This window comes from Microbacterium sp. 05T445 (assembly GCF_056395865.1).
In genome coordinates this window covers 58,376-75,971 of sequence record NZ_JBFTKJ010000001.1, presented here as the reverse complement: position 1 = coordinate 75,971, position 17,596 = coordinate 58,376, and the positions used below count along the sequence as shown (strand labels likewise).

Annotated in this window: 19 protein-coding genes; 9 read left to right on the top strand and 10 right to left on the bottom strand. The window is 71.2% G+C overall.

Translation table 11 applies throughout. From position 1 onward, the window contains the following. Window positions 1-10: 10 nt before the first annotated feature. The gene (locus AC1DDU_RS00385) at window positions 11-577 is read left to right on the top strand and encodes a LemA family protein (protein ID WP_477430653.1); all 567 of its coding nucleotides are present in this window, start codon (window positions 11-13) and stop codon (window positions 575-577) included. 43 nt (window positions 578-620) lie between these two features. Continuing rightward, window positions 621-1,718 (top strand): DNA glycosylase AlkZ-like family protein, encoded by a 1,098-nt coding sequence (locus AC1DDU_RS00380; protein ID WP_477430652.1) that lies wholly within the window; start codon window positions 621-623, stop codon window positions 1,716-1,718. A 69-nt stretch (window positions 1,719-1,787) separates the two neighbouring features. On the opposite strand, the gene AC1DDU_RS00375 is transcribed toward AC1DDU_RS00380, so the two are convergent. Further along, complete coding sequence (locus AC1DDU_RS00375) at window positions 1,788-3,092, bottom strand: winged helix-turn-helix domain-containing protein (protein ID WP_477430651.1); 1,305 nt, start codon at window positions 3,090-3,092, stop codon at window positions 1,788-1,790. Window positions 3,093-3,177: 85 nt separating this feature from the next. On the opposite strand from AC1DDU_RS00375, the gene AC1DDU_RS00370 reads away from it, so the two are divergent. Both AC1DDU_RS00370 and ilvA read left to right on the top strand, forming a co-directional pair. Next, window positions 3,178-4,368, top strand: coding sequence for an AI-2E family transporter (locus AC1DDU_RS00370; RefSeq protein WP_477430650.1), 1,191 nt, complete (start codon window positions 3,178-3,180; stop codon window positions 4,366-4,368). Between the two features lie 65 nt (window positions 4,369-4,433). Continuing rightward, window positions 4,434-5,654, top strand: coding sequence for a threonine ammonia-lyase (gene ilvA / locus AC1DDU_RS00365; protein WP_477433375.1), 1,221 nt, complete (start codon window positions 4,434-4,436; stop codon window positions 5,652-5,654). Between the two features lie 18 nt (window positions 5,655-5,672). On the opposite strand, the gene greA is transcribed toward ilvA, so the two are convergent. Beyond that, window positions 5,673-6,164 carry a transcription elongation factor GreA gene (greA, locus tag AC1DDU_RS00360; RefSeq protein ID WP_477430649.1) on the bottom strand — a complete coding sequence of 164 codons (492 nt, stop codon included), beginning with the start codon at window positions 6,162-6,164 and terminating at the stop codon, window positions 5,673-5,675. 84 nt (window positions 6,165-6,248) lie between these two features. Next, the gene (locus tag AC1DDU_RS00355) at window positions 6,249-6,641 is read right to left on the bottom strand and encodes a DUF4307 domain-containing protein (protein ID WP_477430648.1); all 393 of its coding nucleotides are present in this window, start codon (window positions 6,639-6,641) and stop codon (window positions 6,249-6,251) included. A 114-nt stretch (window positions 6,642-6,755) separates the two neighbouring features. Here AC1DDU_RS00355 and AC1DDU_RS00350 point away from each other — a divergent pair, with 114 nt between their 5' ends. After that, on the top strand, window positions 6,756-7,079 hold the full coding sequence (locus tag AC1DDU_RS00350; RefSeq protein WP_477430647.1) for a hypothetical protein: 324 nt from the start codon (window positions 6,756-6,758) through the stop codon (window positions 7,077-7,079). A 68-nt stretch (window positions 7,080-7,147) separates the two neighbouring features. Here the strand turns inward: AC1DDU_RS00350 and trhA are convergent, their stop codons facing one another. Continuing rightward, window positions 7,148-7,891: a PAQR family membrane homeostasis protein TrhA gene (gene trhA / locus AC1DDU_RS00345; RefSeq protein ID WP_477430646.1), complete on the bottom strand. Its 744-nt coding sequence runs from the start codon at window positions 7,889-7,891 to the stop codon at window positions 7,148-7,150. Window positions 7,892-8,003: 112 nt separating this feature from the next. Here trhA and AC1DDU_RS00340 point away from each other — a divergent pair, with 112 nt between their 5' ends. From AC1DDU_RS00340 to AC1DDU_RS00325, 4 genes are all read left to right on the top strand, one after another. Beyond that, window positions 8,004-8,789 (top strand): isoprenyl transferase, encoded by a 786-nt coding sequence (locus tag AC1DDU_RS00340; RefSeq protein WP_477430645.1) that lies wholly within the window; start codon window positions 8,004-8,006, stop codon window positions 8,787-8,789. A gap of 61 nt (window positions 8,790-8,850) precedes the next feature. Beyond that, window positions 8,851-9,972, top strand: coding sequence for an aminotransferase class V-fold PLP-dependent enzyme (locus tag AC1DDU_RS00335; RefSeq protein ID WP_477430644.1), 1,122 nt, complete (start codon window positions 8,851-8,853; stop codon window positions 9,970-9,972). A 204-nt stretch (window positions 9,973-10,176) separates the two neighbouring features. Further along, the gene (locus AC1DDU_RS00330) at window positions 10,177-11,490 is read left to right on the top strand and encodes a PhoH family protein (RefSeq protein ID WP_477430643.1); all 1,314 of its coding nucleotides are present in this window, start codon (window positions 10,177-10,179) and stop codon (window positions 11,488-11,490) included. Window positions 11,491-11,583: 93 nt separating this feature from the next. Then, window positions 11,584-12,279, top strand: coding sequence for a hypothetical protein (locus tag AC1DDU_RS00325; RefSeq protein ID WP_477430642.1), 696 nt, complete (start codon window positions 11,584-11,586; stop codon window positions 12,277-12,279). A gap of 96 nt (window positions 12,280-12,375) precedes the next feature. On the opposite strand, the gene AC1DDU_RS00320 is transcribed toward AC1DDU_RS00325, so the two are convergent. The 6 genes from AC1DDU_RS00320 to AC1DDU_RS00295 are packed head-to-tail and all read right to left on the bottom strand — an operon-like array spanning window position 12,376 to window position 17,559. Then, a complete protein-coding gene (locus tag AC1DDU_RS00320) occupies window positions 12,376-13,032 on the bottom strand; it encodes a response regulator transcription factor (RefSeq protein ID WP_477430641.1) in 657 nt (218 codons plus the stop codon). Further along, window positions 13,029-14,537 (bottom strand): sensor histidine kinase, encoded by a 1,509-nt coding sequence (locus AC1DDU_RS00315; protein ID WP_477430640.1) that lies wholly within the window; start codon window positions 14,535-14,537, stop codon window positions 13,029-13,031. The genes AC1DDU_RS00320 and AC1DDU_RS00315 overlap by 4 nt, the downstream gene beginning before the upstream one ends. A 48-nt stretch (window positions 14,538-14,585) precedes the next feature. Then, window positions 14,586-15,980, bottom strand: a complete 1,395-nt coding sequence (locus AC1DDU_RS00310) for a class II fumarate hydratase (RefSeq protein WP_477430639.1) — start codon at window positions 15,978-15,980, stop codon at window positions 14,586-14,588. Window positions 15,981-16,022: 42 nt separating this feature from the next. Then, window positions 16,023-16,634, bottom strand: coding sequence for a carbonic anhydrase (locus tag AC1DDU_RS00305; RefSeq protein ID WP_477433373.1), 612 nt, complete (start codon window positions 16,632-16,634; stop codon window positions 16,023-16,025). A 35-nt stretch (window positions 16,635-16,669) separates the two neighbouring features. Beyond that, complete coding sequence (locus AC1DDU_RS00300; RefSeq protein WP_477430638.1) at window positions 16,670-17,317, bottom strand: DUF4245 family protein; 648 nt, start codon at window positions 17,315-17,317, stop codon at window positions 16,670-16,672. Continuing rightward, a complete protein-coding gene (locus tag AC1DDU_RS00295; protein ID WP_477430637.1) occupies window positions 17,317-17,559 on the bottom strand; it encodes an exodeoxyribonuclease VII small subunit in 243 nt (80 codons plus the stop codon). Before AC1DDU_RS00295 ends, AC1DDU_RS00300 begins: the two co-directional genes overlap by 1 nt. Window positions 17,560-17,596: the final 37 nt, after the last annotated feature.

The window sequence follows — 17,596 nt, the reverse complement described above, 5'->3', positions numbered from 1 at the left end:
GCCTCGGCAAATGGAATGGCTGATCCCTGTCCTCATCGTGGTGGCCCTGGTCGTCATCATCGGCATCTATCTCTGGGCGACGTACAACTCGCTCGTCCAGCTGAATGTGCGGGTCGATGAGGCCTGGAGCGACATCACGGTGCAGCTGAAGCGCCGTGCCGACCTGCTGCCGAACCTCATCGAGGCCGTGAAGGGCTACGCCACGCACGAGAAGGCGGTGTTCGAGCGGGTGACGCAGGCGCGCGCCGACACGCTGTCGGCGACCGGCCCCGCCGAGGCGGGCGCCGCCGAGGGCCGCATGCAGCAGGCGCTGAAGTCGCTGTTCGCCGTGGCCGAGGCGTACCCGCAGCTGCAGGCCAGTCAGAACTTCCTCCAGCTGCAGCAGTCGATCGTCGACACCGAGGACAAGATCCAGGCCTCGCGCCGGTTCTACAACGGCGGCGTGCGCGAACTGAACACCAAGATCAAGGTGTTCCCGAACAACATGTTCGCGCGCAACCTGGGCTTCCACGAGCGCGAGTTCTTCGAGGTGATCGACGGCGCCGCGATCTCGGAGCCGCCCCGCGTGCAGTTCTGAGTCGCGCCGAGCAGATGTCCGTGCCCGGGGCTAACGTCGTGGCATGGTTCACCGCCTGACCCGCGACGACGCGCGCCGGCTCGCGGTGCGCGCCCAGCTGCTCGCTGCCGGCAGGCCGGCCGGCATCGTCGAGACCGTCGACGCCCTGACGGTGGTCAACATCGAGCCGACGGCGGCCGTCGCCCCCAGCGCCGACCTCATCCTGTGGAGCCGGCTCGGCTGGCCCTACCAGCCCGCGGACCTCGGGCGCCTCGTCGAGGAGGACCGCGCGATCTTCGAGTGGGGCGGCTTCTACCGCGCGATGACCGATCTCGCGCTGCTGCTTCCCGAGATGCGCCGCCGGCCGGAATCGGCGCAGGCGAGGGAGTGGCTCGCCGCCAACGACGTGTTCCGACGCGAGGTGGTCGCACGCCTGCGCGCCGAGGGCCCGCTGCGCGCCGCCGACATCCCGGACGCCGCGCAGGTGTCATGGCGCTCGTCAGGGTGGACCAACAACCGCAACTCGCTGCAGCTGCTCGAGATGCTCGTGCTGTGCGGCGAGGTGGCGATCTCTTCACGGGATGCCGCCGGCCGCGTGTTCGACGTCGCCGACCGCGTGTACCCGACCGACGTGCCGGTGCTCTCCGACGAAGACGCCGCCAGGGAGCGCGCGGAACGCCGCCTCGCTTCGATGGGGCTGTCCCGCGCGAAGGGGATCGCCCAGCCGACGGAGCCGATCGACGTCGGCGAGATCGGAGAGGAGGCGGTCGTGGACGGCGTCGAGGGCCGGTGGCGCGTCGATCCGGACGGGTTGGCCGAGCTGGGCCGGTTCGCGCCGCGCACGGCGCTGCTGTCGCCGTTCGATCGGCTGGTGTTCGACCGCCGGCGCCTCGAGGAGCTCTTCGGGTACGAGTACCTGCTCGAGATGTACAAGCCGGCGGCCTCCCGGCGCTGGGGCTACTTCGCGCTGCCGATCCTCCACGGCGACCGGTTCGTGGGCAAGCTCGACGCGAAGGCCGACCGCAAGGCGGGCGTGCTGCGCGTGAACGCGGTGCACGAGGACGAGGCGTTCACCGACGAGGTGCGCGATGCGGTGGACGCCGAGATCGACGATCTCGCGCGGTGGCTCGGGCTCGAGATCGTCGGGCGCGGGGGATCCTGACCCTCCCCGGGCGCGTTCGCCATCGGCGCGGACCGAGTCTGCGCCGCTGCGACGAGCCTCGGAACGCTCTCAGCCGGCGAGTTCGTCTACGGCTTCTTCCGGGTCCGGTTCGTCCGCGGCCAGGGCGATCGGTGCGGACGGGCCCGCGTCGTGACGCCCCGCTTCGGGAAGGACGCCCGCCAGGTCGTCGGCGGCGTCGCCCCAGCGCGACACCGAGATCGACTCGAGCCCCTGCCACGCGGCGGCCAGCCGCAGCTCCTCGGCGAGGCGGGCGGCGGCATCCGTCGGCCTGCCGTGCTCCCACCAGGCCGACTGCACACGCAGCGTCGATGCGGCACGGTCGGCCTTGAGATCGACCCGGCCGACGACGTCGTCGCCGACGAGCACCGGGAGCGAGTAGTAGCCGTAGCGGCGCTTGGGCGCGGGGGTGTAGATCTCGATGCGGTACTCGAAGTCGAAGAGCCGCTCGGCGCGTTCGCGGAACCACACGACCGGGTCGAAGGGCGTGAGGATCGCGGTGGCCTCGATGCGCCGGGGGAGGGTCGCATCGGCGTGCAGCCACGCCTTCGCGGGGCGTCCGGCGGACATCCAGCCCTCGACGGTGACCGGATGCAGCTCCCCGGCGTCGACGAGATCGTCCAGCGCCGCGGTGACCGCCTTGCGGTCGGCGATGCGCCAGTAGTCGGCCACATCCGACGCGGTGGCGACGCCGTAGGCGCGGGTCGCGCGGCGGACCAGCTCGCGCACCGCATCGTCCCGGGGCACCGGCGCCTCGAGAGCGGCGCGGGGGATCACCTGCTCGGCCAGCGCGTACCGCCGCTCGAATCCGCGGCGGCCGGCGATCGCGACCTCGCCGAACAGCCACAGCCGCTCCAGCGCGTGCTTGACGACATCCCAGTCCCACCAGGGGCCGCGTGCGCCCTTCTTGGCGTCGTGCTCGATCTGGGCCGGCCGCAGCGGGCCCCGGTCGGCGAGCTCGGCGCGCACCCAGTCGACGATGTCGCGGTTCGCCTGGAACCACCCGCCGTCGCCGTCGCCGTACTTGGCGCGCATCGCCTGCATCCGGAAGTCGAACAGTCCCCAGTCGGACGCCGGGATGAACGCGGCCACGTGCGCCCAGTACTCGACGTACGCCGGCCGCCGCGCGAACAGCAGCCGGTCCAGGGCGGCGGTGTCGTACGCGCCCACGCGCGAGAACAGCGGCATGTAGTGCGAGCGCGCGAAGACGTTGACCGAGTCGATCTGCAGCGTCGACATGCGCGCCAGCGCGATGTTGAGCTGCCGCGTCCCGGCGGTGGAGGGGCGCGGGCGCCCGAACCCCTGCGCGGCCAGCGCGATGCGGCGCGCCTCGGCGGCGCTCAGCGAGGACTTCACGCGGGTCAGCCTAACGACGGGCTCCGACATCCGTCCCCGCGTCGTACATGACGGCGGCGGAATGCGACGCGCCTAGACTGGGCGGATGAGCGGCTCCGACGACAAGCCCCGTGGCTCTCTGTTCGACGCCCTCCGCGATCGCAGCCGCGTCGTCTCCACCGAGACGTCCGCCGCCGTGCCGCGCGGCCTGCGCATCGCCTCCGCGTACGCGTGGCGGCTGATCGTGGTCGCCATCGCGATCGGGATCGCGGTCTGGCTGGTGATCCAGCTGAAGCTTCTCGTGATCCCCCTGATGATCGCGATCCTCATCGCCGCGCTGCTGTGGCCGGCCTTCGCGTGGATGCTGCGACACCGGGTGCCGAAATGGCTGGCGATCGTGATCTCCGTCGTCGGCACGCTCGCGATCGTGGCGGGTCTCCTGTGGCTCGTGGTGTGGCAGATCATGCAGCAGTGGGGCTCGGTGCAGGCCAGCACCGTCGCCGCCGTCGAACAGCTGCGGCAGTACCTGGTCGACGGTCCGCTGGGCCTGAGCGAGGGCGAGATCGACGGCCTGCTGAAGCAGGCGGGGGAGTTCATCCAGCAGCAGGCCTCGCTGCTGTGGTCGGGGGCGCTCGCGATCGGCAGCACGATCGGCCATGTGGTCACCGGAGCGGTCCTGGCCTTCTTCATCCTGCTGTGCCTCCTCGCCGACGGCGCCGGGATCTGGCGCTGGACGCTGCGCCTGTTCCCCAAGAAGGCGCGACCGGCCGCCGACGGCGCGGGTCGGGCCGGCTGGGTCACCGTCGTCAACTACGCGCGCACGCAGCTGCTGGTGGCGACGATCGACGCCATCGGCATCGGCCTCGGCGCGGCGCTGCTGGGCGTCCCGCTCGCGATCCCCGTCGCCGTGCTGGTCTTCCTCGGCGCGTTCGTCCCGATCGTGGGTGCCGTCGTCACCGGCGCCGTCGCCGTCTTCCTCGCCCTGGTCTACAACGGCCCGTGGATCGCGCTGTGGATGCTCGTTGTCGTCCTCGGCGTCCAGCAGCTCGAGGGCCACGTCCTGCAGCCGCTCCTCATGGGCTCGGCGGTCAAGGTCCACCCGCTCGCCGTGGTGCTGGTGGTCGCCGGCGGCGCCATGATCGCCGGCATCCCCGGGGCGCTGTTCGCGGTCCCGCTCGCCGCCTTCGTCAACGTCGTCGCCGTCTACCTCGCCGAACGCGCGTGGGAGACCGGCGCCAGACCCACCGGCGACTTCATCTGGAGCACCGTCCCGCGGCCGAGGAGAAACCCTTCGTGACCACCAGCACGTCTTCCGCAGATCAGGCGCCCCGTCTCGGCGACGAAGACGCCCGCGCCCATGCGGTGCCCACTCTCGCCGACTTCGCGGATGCCGCGGCCACGCTCGAGGGCGTCATCGCGCACACGCCCCTCGACAAGTCGCAGCATCTGTCGGACCTGCTGGGCGTGCCCGTGCACCTCAAGCTCGAGAACCTGCAGCGCACCGGATCCTTCAAGATCCGCGGCGCCACCTACCGGCTCTCGCGGCTGACCGCCGAGGAGCGTGCGCGGGGAGTCGTGGCGGCCTCGGCGGGCAACCACGCCCAGGGCGTGGCGCTGGCGGCGAAGTCCCTCGGCATCCCGGCGACGATCTTCATGCCGCTGGGCGTCCCCGTTCCCAAGCTGCTGGCCACCCGCGGGTACGGCGCCGACGTCGTGCTCGAGGGCGCGACCGTCGAGACGCCGCTGAGACTGGCCGCCGAGTTCGCCGAGCGCACCGGTGCCGTCTTCATCCACCCGTTCGACCACCACGACGTCATCGCGGGCCAGGGCACGCTAGGCCTCGAGCTGATGGATGAGATCCCCGACCTCGACACGATCGTGCTGGGGATCGGCGGCGGAGGGCTCATCGCCGGCGTCGCCGCGGCCGTCAAGGCCCGTGCCGCCGCCGAGGGCCGCACCGTGCGCGTCATCGGCGTGCAGGCCGAGAACTCGGCGGCCTACCCGCCGTCGCTGGCGGCCGGGCACCCGCTGGAAGTGGCCACCACGCCGACGATCGCCGACGGCATCGCGGTCGCCCGTCCCGGCGACCTGCCGTTCGAGATCATCCGCGACCTCGTCGACGAGGTCGTCACCGTCACCGAGGACGACATCGCCCGGGCGCTGCTGGTGCTGCTCGAACGCGCCAAGCAGGTCGTCGAGCCCGCCGGCGCCGTCGGCGTGGCGGCTATCCTCGCGGGCAAGATCGTCGCCCACGGCCCGACCGTGACGGTGCTCTCGGGCGGCAACATCGATCCGCTGCTGCTGCAGCGCGTCGTCGCGCACGGGCTGTCGGCATCCGGTCGCTACATGACCCTGCGCATCCCGCTGCCCGATCGTCCGGGTCAGCTCGCGCGCGTGTCGGAGCTGCTGGCGATCGCCGGGGCGAACGTCATCGAGGTGCTGCACACCCGGCACGGGCAGGGCCTCCAGATCAGCGAGGTGATCCTGCAGCTGAGCGTGGAGACGCGCGGCGAGGAGCACCGCGCGCACGTGATCTCGGTGCTCGAGGAGGCCGGCTACGAGCCGACAGTGGTGCCCGACTGACGCCGGGCACCGCGCGGGTCACTGCCCGTTGTAGGTCTCGACCTTGATGATCTCGACGGCGATCTCGCGGCCGTTGGGCGCCGTGTAGGACGTCTTCTCGCCCTCCTTGCGGCCCATGATCGCGACACCGAGGGGCGACGCCTCGCTGTACACGTCGAGTTCGGAGCCGACCGCGATCTCGCGGTTGCCGAGCAGGAAGACCTCTTCGCCGCCGGCGACGATCGCGGTGATCACGGTGCCGGGCTCGACGACGCCGGTGCTCTCGGGAGCCTCGCTGACTGTCGCGTTCTTCAGCAGATGCTGGAGGGTGCGGATGCGCGCCTCCTGCTTGCCCTGCTCGTCCTTGGCGGCGTGATAGCCGCCGTTCTCCTTGAGGTCTCCCTCTTCACGGGCGGCCTCGATGCGCTTGGCGATCTCCTCGCGGCCGGTCGTCGAGAGGTGCTCGAGCTCGGCCGCCAGGCGGTCGTACGCGTCCTGGGTGAGGAAGGTCACGGGGGCGTCGGTGGACACGGCTGACTCCTTCGTTGGCGACGGGACATAAACCGAACGCCCCGGCTCTGGGCCAGGGCGCGATTCGGCGGATCTTCCGCCAGACTACGTCACCCAGCAGGAGTTGACAAAACCCGTCGTGGCCAGGGCCGTCGTCGGGATCCGCTCCCGGAACGCACGGGCGTGCAGCTCGGATGCCGGAAGCTCCACGACACGCCACCCGACGACGCCGTGCTCCTGGTCCTGGGCCTCGATCGCGCACGCGACGGCGGCGCCGGGAGGGGCGGTGATCTGGAAGCCGAGCGTCACCGAGTGCTCGTCGGCGACCTCGAACGACGTGGTGTCGGAGTCGACGCTGTCGAGGGAGCCCTGCACGGTGAACCAGCCGAACAGCCCGACCACGCCGACGGCGAGCGCGACGGCGCCGCCGATGAGCCAGCGGCGCGCGGGGGAGCGGCGGCGTCCGTAGCGCTCGTCGAGCATCTCAGGCGTCGTCATGTCGGTCCTCGGGTCTCGGCGGGCTGCAGCGGAAGATTAGGCTGGAACTCCAGGCTATGCGCTCGCGCGCATCACCGCAGACACCGCCCGCCTCGCGGGCAGAGCGAGGACCCCATGCAGCACGCGCTCGCCGCACTCGTCAGCGCCGCGACGACGACCCCGACTCCCACCCCGACGGCGCCGATCGACCCGAATCTGGTGACCCCCGGCGTGGTCGGGTTCCTCTTCACCGCGCTCATCGCGATCGCGGTGATCTTCCTGGTGTGGGACATGATGCGCCGCATCCGTCGTGGCCGCGTGCGCGCCGACATCCAGGAGGAGCTGGATGCCGAGGCCGCCGCGCAGGCCGCCGAGGCGGTCGAGGCGACCGAGGTCGACGACGAGAACGTCGACGCCGCCGGCGACGAGGGCGACGACGCCGCTCCCCGCACGCCCTGATCACACCGCGGGCGCAGGCCGCGGCATCCGCTCGCCCGGGTCGAACCCTGTGGCCGCGGGTCGCAGGTTCAGCCGGGCAGGCCGAGCGACGGCGAGAGCGGGTTCAATGCGATCAGCAGGCACGCGGTCCAGTGGCACAGGAACGCCAGCACGGTGCACACGTGGAAGATCTCGTGGAAGCCGAAGTGGCCGGGCCACGGGTTGGGGCGCTTGAGCGCGTAGACGACCGCCCCGCCGGTGTAGAGAAGGCCGCCGATCACCACGAGGATCATCATGGCCGCGCTGGCCTGGAACAGCGGAACGATGTACATCACGGCCGCCCACCCCAGCAGGAGGTAGAGCGCGACGTACAGCCACCGCGGCGCGTGGATCCAGAAGACACGGAACAGGATGCCGAGCAGGGCGCCGCTCCAGACCAGGATCAGCAGCAGCGCGCCCTGCTGGGGCGGCAGCGCCAGCGTCGCGATGGGCGTGTAGGTGCCGGCGATCAGCAGCAGGATGTTGGCGTGGTCGATGCGCTTGAGGATCGCCTTGGTCTTCGGCTTCCAGTTGAAGCGGTGGTAGAGCGCCGAGTTGCCGAACAGCAGCAGCGACGTGGCCATGAACACCGCCGAGGCCCACTTCGCCGGCGCGCCCTGGGCGAGCGCGATCAGCACGATGCCGGCGGCGATCGCGACGGGGAAGGTGGCGGCGTGGATCCAGCCCCGCCAGCTGGGCTTGATCTCGGGTGCCGCCGCGTCGACGGCCGCCGCGTCCATCAGGGGCAGCACAGGCACGTCGGGGGCGTGCGGAAGACGTCGGCGGGGACTCATGTGCTAAGCGTAGAGGTCCGCGCATGCCGTCAGTGGCACATACTCGGTCTCAAGGATGCTGAGACTGGGTCTCACACTAGGGTCACCGGCTCGCGCGGGGTAGCGTAGGCGTGTGGCGCGAGGTTCGACGAACGAGGGCAGGGGACCCCTCTACCGCCTCTACATCAATCGGCTGCGTCGGCGCCTGGATCCCCGGTCGGTGCCGCGCCACGTCGCGATGATGATCGACGGCAACCGCCGCTGGGCCAAGCAGCTCGGCTACGAGAGCGCCGCGCACGGCCATCGCGCCGGCGCGGCGAAGATGAAGGAGTTCCTGCGCTGGTGCGACGACGTGGGCATCGGCGTGGTCTCGCTGTACCTGCTGTCCAACGACAACCTCCGCAAGCGCGACTCCCGCGAGCTCTCCGACCTGATCGAGATCATCGCCGAGCTCGCCGACGAGCTGTCGCACGAGCGCGACTGGCGCGTGAAGCACGTCGGCCGAGCGGACAGCCTCCCGGGCGACCTGGCGCGCGTGCTCGCCGACGTGGAGGCCCGCACCAAGGACAACGCCGGGATGCACGTCAACCTCGCGGTCGGCTACGGCGGGCGCGGCGAGATCGTCGACGCGGTGCGCAGCATCATCGCGCAGCACGACGAGGGCGGCGGATCGCTCGAGGAGCTCGCCGCGAGCCTCACTCCCGAGCAGATCGGCGAACACCTGTACACCGGCGGTCAGCCCGACCCCGATCTGGTGATCCGCACGTCGGGGGAGCAGCGGCTGAGCGACTTCCTGCTGTGGCAGTCGGCGCACTCGGAGTTCTACTTCGTCGAGGCCCTCGGACCCGACCTGCGCGAGGTGGACTTCCTGCGGGCGATCCGCGACTTCACGTCGCGGGACCGCCGCTACGGCGGCTGAGGGCCGGCCGCGATAAGGACGGATGGCGGTCCGCGCCCGCTCCTCTGCCAGAATGATCCGCGTGACGGATCTGGACTCGTATCAGGCGTCGTTCGATGGGGAACCGGGGTATCTGGACTGGGCCGCGTTCGGTCCGCTCTCGCCCGCGGTCCGCAGCGAGGCGCAGGGGGACACCGAGCTGCTCGGCTCCGGCCGCCGCACCAGCATCCAGCTCGTCGCCGACCACGTGCGCGAGGCGTGCGAGCTGGTGGCGGAGCTGATCGGCGGGGATGCCTCGCAGGTCGTGCTGCAGCCCTCGGCGACCTACGGGCTCATGCACGCGATCTACGGTCTGTCCGGCGGGCTCATGCTCGGGCGCGGCGAGTTCCCGAGCCTCACGGTGGCGGCCACCCGCGCGGCGGAGTCGCTCGGATCGCTGCAGCTGCAGTGGGTGGAACCCGCCGACGGGTTCATGACCCCCGACGCGGTGCGATCCGCCCTCTCGGACGAGACCAACGCGGTCGCCGTCAGTCTCGTCGACTTCCGCACCGGGTACCGCACCGACCTCTCGGCGCTGCGCGAGGTGATCGGAGACCGCCTGCTGATCGTCGACGCGGTGCAGGGCTTCGGCATGGTCGAGGCGGACTATCTCGCGGCCGACGTCGTGTGCGGCCACGGCTACAAGTGGCTGCGCGCGGGGCGCGGCACCGGGTTCGCGTGGTTCGGCGACCGTGCGCTCGAGCGCATCGCGCCCATCCTCTCCGGATTCCGCGGCGTGGACGGCGACCTGCCCGTCGACGCCGTCCCGGCGCCGTCCGCATCGGCCCAGGCGTTCTCGGTCGCCGGCCCCGACACGCTCGCGGCGGCACGCCTTGCCACGGCGCTGCGCGAGGTCGCCGACGTCGGCGTGGCGGAGATCGAGTCGGTGCTGTCGGCGCGCGCGGGCGACGTGATGTACTTCGCCGACCGCTACGAGGTCCCGGTGATCACGCCGCGCGAGCCCGAGCGGCGCGCCGGCATCGTCACGCTGGAGCCGGCGCCGCAGGATGCGGCGCCGCTGGCGGCGTCGCTGGCCAACCACGGACTGACCGTCACGACGCGCGCGGGCCACATCCGCGTCGCGCCCCACGTCGGCACCGGCGCGGACACGCTGCGCCTGTTCGGCGACGCCCTCGCGGCGTTCTCGTCCGCGCGGGTGTGGTGAGGTCGCGGCATCGGGAATTCACCCGCTCTTAACCCGCTTCTTGCGTGTCGAGGCGTGACGTGTCGCAGGGGAGTCGTAGCGTGAGCGCATCGGGCAAGGAGCCCGGTCGAGTCGGCCTCACGGATCGCGACTTCCACGATTTACGACTCGCTACCCTGGTCGACTCGTGACTGCCGGGTGAACCACCCGGGGCGGGAGTGGGTTGTGACCACACGAGCACCACACGAGCAGCGCAGTCAGGACCTCGACGAGGTCGCCGGTTCCTCACAGGATCTGCGCACCTACGTCCTCGACACCTCCGTGCTGCTGAGCGATCCGCGGGCGTTCTTCCGCTTCGCCGAGCACAACGTCGTGATCCCCGTCGTGGTGGTCACCGAGCTCGAAGGAAAGCGGCACGACCCCGAGATCGGCTACTTCGCCCGGCAGGCGCTGCGCCATCTCGACGAACTTCGCGTCGAGCACGGCCGGCTGGACTTCCCGGTGCCCGTCGGGGAGGGAGGGACGCTGCGGGTCGAGCTCAACAACACCGACGCGACAGTGCTCCCGTCGGGCATGCGGCTCGGCGACAACGACAGCCGGATCCTCGCGGTGGCGCTGCACCTCTCCCAGGACGGGCAGGAGGTGACTGTCGTCTCGAAGGACCTCCCGATGCGCGTCAAGGCGGCCTCACTGGGAATCACCGCGGAGGAGTACCTCGCCGAGCAGGCGGTGGACTCGGGCTGGACGGGCATCACCGAGATCGCGGTGTCGGGCGATGACATCAGCGACCTCTACGAGAGCGAGGTGGCCTCGAGCGACGACGTGCGGGGGCTGCCGGTCAACACGGGGCTCATCATCCACTCCGAGCGCGGCTCGGCCCTCGGGCGGGTCGTCGGCGACGGCGAGTACCGCCTGGTGCGGGGCGACCGCGAGGCCTTCGGGCTGCACGGCCGGTCGGCCGAGCAGCGCATCGCGATCGACATGCTGCTCGACCCCGAGGTGGGGATCGTGTCGCTGGGCGGACGCGCCGGCACCGGCAAGTCGGCGCTCGCCCTGTGCGCGGCGCTCGAGGCGGTGCTGGAGCGGCAGCAGCAGCGCAAGATCATCGTGTTCCGGCCGCTGTTCGCCGTCGGCGGGCAGGAGCTCGGCTACCTGCCCGGCGACCAGCAGGAGAAGATGAACCCTTGGGGACAAGCGGTCTTCGACACCCTCGGCTCGGTCGTCTCGGGGAACGTGCTCGAAGAGGTGATCGAGCGGGGGCTGCTGGAGGTGCTGCCGCTCACGCACATCCGGGGCCGCTCCCTGCACGACGCGTTCGTGATCGTCGACGAGGCGCAGTCCCTCGAGCGCAACGTCCTGCTCACGGTGCTCAGCCGGATCGGGCAGAACTCCCGCGTCGTGCTCACCCACGACGTGGGGCAGCGGGACAACCTCCGGGATCGGGGAGGGATGCCGCATCCCTCCCCGCGACGCGATCCGACAGCACCGAAACACCCCCGAGGCGGGGCGGACGCCGTCTCGAGGGCCGTGGACGCATGAGAAGAGTCTCATCGCGAACGGCGTCCGAGGCGCGATCGGTCTGCCACCATGGATGAGGGGAATCGTTCCGCGCACACGGAAGGCAGGCGAGACGTGGAAGCACGCGCGAAGCTCGTGATCGGCGGCATCACCGTCGTCGCGGCGAGCGTCGCCGTCGTCACCGCCGTCGCGCTGACCAACGCCGTCGCCCTCGCCGACTCGCCGGGCGCCACCGTCGCCGCCGATCGTGTCTCGGTGTCACCGCAGACGACTCCCTCGGCGACCCCCCACCCCGCGCCGACGACCGAGCCCGTGACCCCAGCTCCGCAGGCCGAGGTGGTCGAGGCTCCCGCCCCGGCCGTCGTCCCGCCGACCGGTGCGGTCGAACCGCCGCGCGCGCCGGCTCAGCCCGAGGCGAACACTCCGGCCGCGCAGCCGCTCCCCGCCGATCTGGAAGAGGTCATCGGCAGCGCCCGTACCGCCGGAACGTGGGACGCCGTGCGCCGCTGGGCCGCCGATCACGGCTGGTCGGCCGGCCGCATCGACGCCCTGCTGGCGCGGCTCGACAGGGAGCTGGCCGACCTGACCTCCAACAAGGGCGGCAACTCCCAGGGCGGTGCCGGCGAGAAGAACTCCGGAGGCGGTCAGCAGATCGACCTCGGCGGACAGGAGAAGAGCCCCGGAGTCGGTCAGAATTCGACCGGCGCCGATCGTCCCGCTCACGCGGGATCCAACGCCGGGCAGGGCCACGGTGCCGGCCACGGTGCGAAGAGAGACCAGTCGCGCGATTCCCCAGACAGGCGCGACTGACAACGGTCGGATCCCCCAGTCCGGCCTTTCACAGCCCCCGGTGTCCCCCAGCACCGGGGGCTTCTTCTCGGTGCCGGGCGGGGGTGCCGGGCCGGGCTACTCCCAGCGGTAGCCCGCGCCGCGGACCGTCACGATGTGATCCGACCCGAGTTTGCCGCGCAGGTAGCGCACGTAGACGTCGACGACGTTCGAGCCCGGATCGAAGTCGAGCCCCCACACCCGGCTCAGCAGCTGCTCGCGACTGAGCACGCGGCCGGGGTTGCGCAGGAACTGCTCGGCGAGCGAGAACTCGCGTGCCGAGAGGTCGACCTCGCGCCCGTCCACCATCGCGCGGCGGGCGAGGATGTCGAGCACGACGTCGCCGTGCGAGATCGACACGCCCGGCGAGGGCACGGTCTCGCGCAGGCGTGAGCGCACGCGGGCGAGCAGCTCTTCGAACGTGAAGGGCTTGGGAATGTAGTCGTTGGCTCCGGCATCCAATCCGGTGACGGTGTCCCGGGTGCTCGAACGCGCGGTCAGCATGATGACCGGCACCGCGGAGCCCCGGGCGCGGAGCTCCTGCAACACTTCGAAGCCGTCCATCGACGGCAGGCCCACGTCCAGGAGCACGAGGTCGCCGTCGCCGCGCAGGGCCGCCTCCAGCCCCTCAGGGCCGTCCTCGTAGACGGCGGTCTCGTAGCCGGCGGCCTCGAGACCGCGACTGACGAACGCGGCGATCCGCGGCTCGTCCTCGACGATGAGTATCCTCGTCATCCCGACGCCTCTCGTTGCAGCACCACATCGCCGGCGCGTACGGGCGCGGGCAGGTCGGCCTCCGTCGGAGGCAGATGGATCGTGAAGGTGGCCCCGCCGCCGAGCGTGTCGGTGACCGCGCAATGGCCGCCGTGCCCCTTCGCGATCGCGTCCACGATGGCAAGGCCGAGCCCCGACCCGCCGACGGCGCGCTTCATGTGCGCCCGGTCGAAACGACGGAAGATGCGTGCCCGTGCCGCCGGGGGGATGCCGGCACCGTGGTCGCGCACCCAGAGCCGCGCGCCCTCTGTATCGTGCGCGCTGCCGATCTCGATGGGGCTCCCGTCGGGCGTGTACTTCGCGGCGTTGTCTGCCAGCTGCAGCCACGCCTGCAGCAGACGGTCCTGGTCGCCGACCGTGACGCCTTCCGCGAGCGCCTCGATCGTCCAGGCGTGGCCGGGGATCACGGCGACGAGTTCGCCGACGCGGGCCGTGAGCGCGGTGAGGTCGATGTCGGCGCGATTGTACGAGTCGGCTTCCGCGGTGGCCAGCAGGTCGATGTCTTCGACCAGCCGCGCCAGGCGATCGAGCTCGGCGATGCCGATGTCGCGGGCGGACGCCACGTCGAGGGCATCCTGCGGGTCCATCAGCTCGAGGTGGCCGCGCACGATCGTGATCGGTGTCTTGAGCTCGTGGCGCACGTCGTCCAGGAGCTGCCGCTGCCCGTCGACCGAGTCCTCGAGCCGGTCGAGCATCGAGTTCACGGTGCGCGAGAGGTCGGCGATGTCGTCGTTGCCGTGGGGCTCCAGGCGCCGCGACAGATCGGTGATCGAGATCGCGTCGGCGGTGTCGCGCAGATGCCGGATCGGGGAGAGGAGCCGGCCCGTCACGAACCAACCGACGACCCCGATCGCGACCAGCACTGCCAGCGCGGCGAGCACATAGGTCGTCATCGCGGTGGTCACCGGCTGCAGCTCGGCGCCCAGGTCGATCGCCCGCACGTAGAGCCCCTGCCGCGGGTCGCCCGGCATGGTCACCGGGATCGCGATGTAGCGCAGCGAGCCCTGGTCGGTCACGGCCGTGCCGCGCCGGGTGGAACCGTCGCTGGTCTCGGCCACGACCCGGTCGATGAGGTCCTGGTTGTGCGAGATGTCGAACCCGGAGTACGTCGACGGGATCCACCGCGGCACACCGTCGACGAGCGCCAGCGATGCCTCGTTGCGCGCCGGCACCAGGCGGGCGACGACGGCGTAGAGGTAGTCGTCGATCGACTGATAGTCGTTGATGTCGAGGTCTTCGCTGGCCGCGGCCGCGCCGTCGCGCACCTCGGCGTCGGTGGGGTCGTCGGCAACGGCCTTCAGCGACTCCACCTGCGCGTTGAGGCGCGCGTTGACGCCGCCGATGGCCTGCTCGCGCTGGACCAGGAACGTGACGCTGCCCACGATCGCCAGACCCACGCACGCCACCGCCAGGATCGCGGCGAGGATCCTGACGCGCGCGGGGATCGGGCGAGGCGTGCGGGCCATGTCCTGATTATCCCGCCGGAACGAGGGTTCCGGCACGCGGAACCGGACTCACCCCGGGTGAGTCATCGACAGCAGATCGAGCTTCTCGTCCAGCTGCTCGAGAGTGAGCTCGCCACGCTCCACGTAGCCGAGGTCGATCACGGCCTCGCGCACCGTGATGCCCTTCGCGACGGAGTGCTTGGCGATCTTGGCCGCAGCCTCGTACCCGATGAGCTTGTTCAGCGGCGTGACGATCGAGGGCGACATCCCGGCGTAGGCCGCAGCGCGCTCGACGTTCGCCTCGAGGCCGTCGATGGTCTTGTCGGCGAGGACGCGCGAGGTGTTCGCGAGCAGCTCGATCGACTCGAGCACGGCGCTGCCCATGATCGGGATCGCGACGTTGAGCTCGAACGCGCCGGAGGCGCCGGCCCACGCGACGGTCGCGTCGTTGCCGATGACGCGGGCGCACACCATGAGCGTGGCCTCGGGGATCACGGGGTTGACCTTGCCGGGCATGATCGACGAGCCGGGCTGCAGGTCGGGGATGTGCAGCTCGCCCAGACCTGTGTTCGGGCCCGAGCCCATCCAGCGCAGGTCGTTGTTGATCTTCGTCAGCGAGACCGCGATGGTGCGCAGGGCGCCGGATGCCTCGACCAGGCCGTCACGGTTGGCCTGGGCCTCGAAGTGGTCCTTGGCCTCGGTGATCGGCAGCTCGGTGTCGGCCACGATGAGCTCGATGACACGCTGCGGGAAGCCCAGCGGCGTGTTGATGCCGGTGCCGACGGCGGTGCCGCCCAAGGGCACCTCGGCGACGCGGGGGAGCACAGCCTGCACGCGCTCGATGCCCAGACGGATCTGGCGGGCGTAGCCGCCGAACTCCTGGCCGAGGGTGACCGGCGTGGCGTCCATCAGGTGGGTGCGGCCGGACTTCACGACGGTCTTCCACAGGTCGGCCTTGGTCTCGAGGGCGACCGCGAGGTGGTCCAGCGCCGGGATGAGGTCGTCGATGATCTCCTGCGTGACGGCGATGTGCACGGAGGTCGGGAAGACGTCGTTGGAGGACTGCGAGGCGTTGACGTGGTCGTTGGGGTGCACGGTCGCGCCCAGCGCCTGGGTGGCGAGGGTCGCGAGCACCTCGTTCATGTTCATGTTCGACGACGTGCCGCTGCCGGTCTGGTAGACGTCGATCGGGAACTGGTCGGCGTACTCGCCGGCGATGATGCGGTCGGCGGCGCCGGCGATGGCGTCGGCGATCGCGCCGTCGAGCGTGCCGAGCTCCTTGTTGGCCAGGGCCGCGGCCTTCTTGATGCGCGCGAGCGCCACGATCTGGGCGGGCTCGAGCCGGTCGCCCGAGATCGGGAAGTTCTCCACGGCACGCTGCGTCTGTGCGGCGTACAGCGCGTTCTTGGGCACGCGCACCTCGCCCATGGTGTCGTGCTCGATGCGGTACTCGATGTCGGTCACGTCGTCGTTCCTCACGTGGGGGTACAGGGTCTTCGGAATCGTTCAGGCGGTGTCGGCGAGCCCGACGATGACGTCGGGGACGGCGGTGCCCTCGCCCAGGCGATAGTTCGCTCCGACGATCGCGAGGCGTCCCTCGGCGACGGCGGCGCTGATGAGCTCGGAGGAGTGGAGCAGTTCGCCCACGGTGTCGCGCAGGTGCTCACGGCCCACCTCTTCGGCATCGACGGTGTCGGGGAAGACGCCGTCGACCGCGGAGGCGCGCTGCACCCGGCGCACCGCGGGCACGATGGGGGAGATCAGCCGCCAGATGTTCGGCGGGAGGGGATCGGCATCCATGTCGGTGCTGTCGATCGCGGCCCGCACCGCGCCGCACGCGTCGTGACCGAGCACGACGATCAGCGGCACTTCGAGCACGGCGACGGCGTACTCGAGGCTTCCCACCACGGAGTCGGAGATGACCTGACCCGCGTTGCGGACGACGAACAGGTCGCCCAGGCCCTTGTCGAAGATGATCTCGGCGGCCAGACGCGAGTCGGAGCAGCCGAACAGGGCGGCGCGCGGGCGCTGACCCTCGGTGAGCTCGTGGCGGGTGTCGACGTCCTGGCGGGGGTGACGCGGCTCGCCTGCGACGAATCGCGCGTTGCCGCGCTGCATCTCCTGCCAGGCCTTGGCAGGAAGCGGCTGGTCGGTCACTCGGCCTCCTCACTCAGTGCGGTGATCTGCTCGGTGACCGAGCGGGCGGTCTGCTCGAGCGCCTTCTCGCCGGCGGCGCCGTAGATGAGGATCGTGTCGGGGCCGGCGGTCGTCGCGATCGCGACGGAGATGTTGCCGGTGCGCTCGGGGTCGAGCTCGTAGCGATCCCACGTGATGCCGTCGATCGTCACGGTGTCCTGCGGGGCGGAGCCCGACAGCACCCGCGCCGGCCACGCCGCGTCGGCGTCGAAGCCCTGCGCCACGCGCAGGAAACCGCGGGCGTTCTCGTCTGCGGGCGCGTAGACGACGGTGAACGCGCGGACGGAGCCGTTGCCCTCGATGCCCGCGCGGTTGACCACCCACTCGTCCGACATCTCGGGGGCGATCACGGTGCGCCCCTCGGAGGTGGCGATGCTCTGCGCGACCGCGGCGACGTCGATGGGCTCGCGCTCGGGCACGGAACCGCGGGGCACCGCCAAGACGATGACGACCACGACGGCCAGGGTCGCCAGCAGCGCCGCGATGAGGTTGCGGACGTTCTGGCTGGACCGGTAGACGCGCGACGACTCGGCCTTGCGGTCGGCGGTCTCCTGCGGGGTCTCGGGGCGGCCGAGCTCGGCGACGACGCGTGGTTCGCGGGACATCACGCCTCCTCGCCGTCCTGACGCCCGACCGTGGTGCGCGCGGCCTCCAGGCGGCGCTTGGCGCCCAGGAGCCACTCCTCGCATCGGGCGGCCAGGGCCTCGCCGCGCTCCCACAGGGCCAGCGAGTGCTCCAGGGTGGGTGCGCCCTGCTCGAGCTCGGCGACGACGCGGACCAGTTCGTCGCGCGCCTGCTCGAACGAGAGGGACGCGACGTCGCTCGGGGCGCCGCTGGGCTCGGTCATGACTTCCATCTTAGGCGGGCCTGACCACGTCGCCGTC

Coding starts and splice junctions, on each gene's coding strand:
- AC1DDU_RS00305 (WP_477433373.1), bottom strand. CDS start 16,634: ATGCAGCGCGGCAACGCGCGATTCGTCGCAGGCGAGCCGCGTCACCCC.
- AC1DDU_RS00380 (WP_477430652.1), top strand. CDS start 621: ATGGTTCACCGCCTGACCCGCGACGACGCGCGCCGGCTCGCGGTGCGC.
- AC1DDU_RS00355 (WP_477430648.1), bottom strand. CDS start 6,641: ATGACGACGCCTGAGATGCTCGACGAGCGCTACGGACGCCGCCGCTCC.
- AC1DDU_RS00295 (WP_477430637.1), bottom strand. CDS start 17,559: ATGACCGAGCCCAGCGGCGCCCCGAGCGACGTCGCGTCCCTCTCGTTC.
- AC1DDU_RS00315 (WP_477430640.1), bottom strand. CDS start 14,537: ATGGCCCGCACGCCTCGCCCGATCCCCGCGCGCGTCAGGATCCTCGCC.
- AC1DDU_RS00385 (WP_477430653.1), top strand. CDS start 11: ATGGAATGGCTGATCCCTGTCCTCATCGTGGTGGCCCTGGTCGTCATC.
- AC1DDU_RS00300 (WP_477430638.1), bottom strand. CDS start 17,317: ATGTCCCGCGAACCACGCGTCGTCGCCGAGCTCGGCCGCCCCGAGACC.
- AC1DDU_RS00320 (WP_477430641.1), bottom strand. CDS start 13,032: ATGACGAGGATACTCATCGTCGAGGACGAGCCGCGGATCGCCGCGTTC.
- AC1DDU_RS00350 (WP_477430647.1), top strand. CDS start 6,756: ATGCAGCACGCGCTCGCCGCACTCGTCAGCGCCGCGACGACGACCCCG.
- trhA (WP_477430646.1), bottom strand. CDS start 7,891: ATGAGTCCCCGCCGACGTCTTCCGCACGCCCCCGACGTGCCTGTGCTG.
- AC1DDU_RS00370 (WP_477430650.1), top strand. CDS start 3,178: ATGAGCGGCTCCGACGACAAGCCCCGTGGCTCTCTGTTCGACGCCCTC.